The sequence below is a fragment of the Bradyrhizobium sp. SUTN9-2 genome, from assembly GCF_003122645.1.
Lineage (GTDB): Bacteria > Pseudomonadota > Alphaproteobacteria > Rhizobiales > Xanthobacteraceae > Bradyrhizobium > Bradyrhizobium yuanmingense.
Map to the genome: position 1 here is coordinate 6,528,241 of NZ_LAXE01000001.1, position 2,832 is coordinate 6,531,072.

General features: G+C 67.4%; 2 protein-coding genes. Both read left to right on the forward strand.

Going from position 1 to position 2,832, the window contains the following annotated elements; genetic code table 11:
• Positions 1 to 371 precede the first annotated feature (371 nt).
• Complete coding sequence (locus XF30_RS30240; RefSeq protein WP_109144689.1) at positions 372 to 1,148, forward strand: DUF2147 domain-containing protein; 777 nt, start codon at positions 372 to 374, stop codon at positions 1,146 to 1,148.
• Between the two features lie 273 nt (positions 1,149 to 1,421).
• Positions 1,422 to 2,832: FecR domain-containing protein (locus tag XF30_RS30245; RefSeq protein ID WP_192893465.1), on the forward strand; the 1,411-nt coding region annotated here is incomplete at its 3' end.

Here is a 2,832-nt window from a genome sequence, read left to right on the forward strand (position 1 = left end):
CGCCTGGAAGCCACCGTGATACAGGACACAGATCGGCAATTGCGCGGCGCCTCGACATGGAACCGGTTGCCGCCGATCGAGAACGTGTAGGCGCCGGCCTGCGCCGTCGGCGCGATCGCCAGCAACGCGATCGATGTGGCAAGACAGGTGGCAAGCCAGGTTGCAAGCCGCTGCATCTGCGTTTCCCTCGGTGTCGCGACGACGTTACGCAGCGCAGGCGAGGCTGAATGTGCGCTGCATCACCCAGGCGTTGTTCGCTCGTTGTGACGCCCATCACAGAACGCCCGACCGCCGCGGCGTAGGGTCGAACCACGCTTCATCCACCAGCGACACCAGTCCATATCGGGACCGCGCTATTTTCGGAGGTTGTCATGAACAAGCTCTCCATCGCCGCCACCGCCCTCTTCCTGGCTTCGACCGCCGCCGCGCATGCCGGCAATTCGATCTCGTTCCAGATCGAGGGCCAGCACATCCGCATCGAGACGCCGCGAAACTGCGCTTCGCTCAATTGCGTGACCATCGTCGCGCCGGGCCTGTCGGACAAGCCGATCAAGCTGAACAACATCAACCTCAAGGGCCTTGGCGGCTCCAAGGACGATGACGACGACACCACGCCGGCTCCGGCGCCCACGACGGCGCAACCCGCGCCGGCTCCCGTGCAGCAGCAGCCCGTGCCGCAAGCGACTGCGCCGGCAGCGCCAGCCGCGCCCGCTGCCCCAGCCGCGACCGCTGCCGCCGCTCCTTCTGTCGGCTTCGACAGCTCGCAGCCTGCTCCTGTTGCTGCGCCTGCCCCTATTGCCGCCCCCGCTCCCGTCGCCGCGGCTCCCGCGCCGGCTCCGGTGGCTGCCGCGCCCGTGGCCGCAGCGAACTCGCCGATCGGCATCTGGGCGACCGAAGAGAACAAGGGCAATGTCCGCGTCGAGCAGTGTGGCGCCAATCTCTGCGGCTATGCCGAGAAGACCAATGAGCGCATCCTGATCAACATGAAGCCCGAAGGATCGAAGTGGAGCGGCCGCATTCGCGATCCCAACTCCGGCCGCAACTACGACTCCACGATCTCGATGAAAGGTCCGAATACGATGCGCGTGCAAGGCTGCGCCTTCGGCGGCATGTTCTGCGGCGGCCAGACCTGGAAGCGCGTGAGCTGACCCGCGGAGCGCATCGCGAAAAGTAGACAACTCTTCGTCATGCCCGGGCTTGTCCCGGGCATCCACGTTCTTCGTACCGCAATCAAGACGTGGATGGCCGTGCCTTCGCCGCGCCCTAGCGGCTTCGTCCGTGCAGGCGGGACAAGCCCGGCCATGACGGAAGGATAGCTAGCCCCTGCCCCGACGACAGACGTTCATCCACCATTCAGCCACACCCCGTTGAAATCGCCCGATCTCGCCTCACGCTCTCACCGGGACTCCTTCGTGACATCAATGCTGGCTTGGCGCCGCCTCGTATTCGCGCTCGCCCTGCTGGCCTTGCCGCTGGCAGGCGCTGGTGTAGCGTGCGCATCCGAGACGATCGAGTTCGCACAGGCGCAACCGCAAGCCCAGCCAACGCCCGGGCCTTCGCCGACGCCGACGGCGACGCCGGCACCGTCTGCAGACGCACAGCTTCCCGCCGTCGAGCCGATCGGCAACGTCGCGACCGTGACGGGGATTGCGACCGTGATCCGCGACAAGAATTCCTATCCGCTGCGCGTGCGCGACGACATCTATCTCAACGACATCGTGCAGACCTCGTCGAACTCCTCGCTCGGCATCACCTTCAACGACGCCACCACGTTCAACCTCTCGGCCAGCGTGAAGATCACCATCGACAATTACGTCTATGACGACGGCGGCAAGCAGAATTCGGCGATCTTCGACGTCGGCAAGGGCACGGTTGCCTTCGTGGCGGCCGCGGTGGCGAAGACGGGCGACATGAAGATCACGACGCCGACGGCAACGCTCGGCATCCGCGGCACCACCGGGGTCGTCGACGTGCCCGAAGGGGCGGCGGCGAACAGGGCGCGCAACGTCAACATCAAGCTCTATCCCGACGCCGACGGCCGGGTCGGCCACATCGATGTCGAGGAACGCGCGAGCGGCGCGCGGCTCGGCGCGCTGACGCAAGCCGCGAGCGGCTTTGCGATCCGCCCGGGCGCAGCCACGGCCGGCGGCATGCGCTTTGCTGCCGTGCCGATCATAATTCCCGCGCAGCAGATCGCGCGCGACCGCGGCTTCGTCGGCCAGGTGCATCTGGCGCAGACTGCGGGCCGGCAGATCGTCATCGAGCAGCGCGACTTCCGTCGCGCCAATCCGACTGCGCTCAGCCGCATTCCGCGGCCGGCACAACCGCCGCAGCAGCAACAATTGCGGCCGGCGACAACCCCAGGCCAGCAGCCGCAACGACCGAACGTCCAGCCGCGACAGAACAATCGTCCGGGTCAGCAGCAGCCGGGCACACCTAGCCGGCAGGGAACACAGCAAGGTACGCAGCCGCCGCAGCGGCAGGGACAAGGACAACAAGGCGGCACGGCGCGGCCGGGCACGCCGCGTGCCGGGCAGCAGCAACACTTGCAACCGCAGCCCAGCCAGCCGCAAGGTGCCGGCCGTCCACGCGCACCACAGATCCTGCCGCAGCGTGATGGACAGATTCAGCCCGGAGGAATCGTGCCGCCGCAACCGGGCGGGACACAGCAAGCAGGCCCGCAGCAGCCATTGCCGCGCACAGGATTGCAACCGGGCCAGCCTCCGGCTCAACAACCAGGTATGCAGCGCCCCGGCGGCTTCCAGCCACGCCTCCCCGCCGCGCAACGTCCCGCAGCGCCGCACAGACCCGCGCCCGCTCCGAAGGAGAAGG

Bases quoted from the DNA above. Each gene is read 5' to 3' on its own strand.
- XF30_RS30240 (WP_109144689.1), top strand. From the start codon at position 372: ATGAACAAGCTCTCCATCGCCGCCACCGCCCTCTTCCTGGCTTCGACC.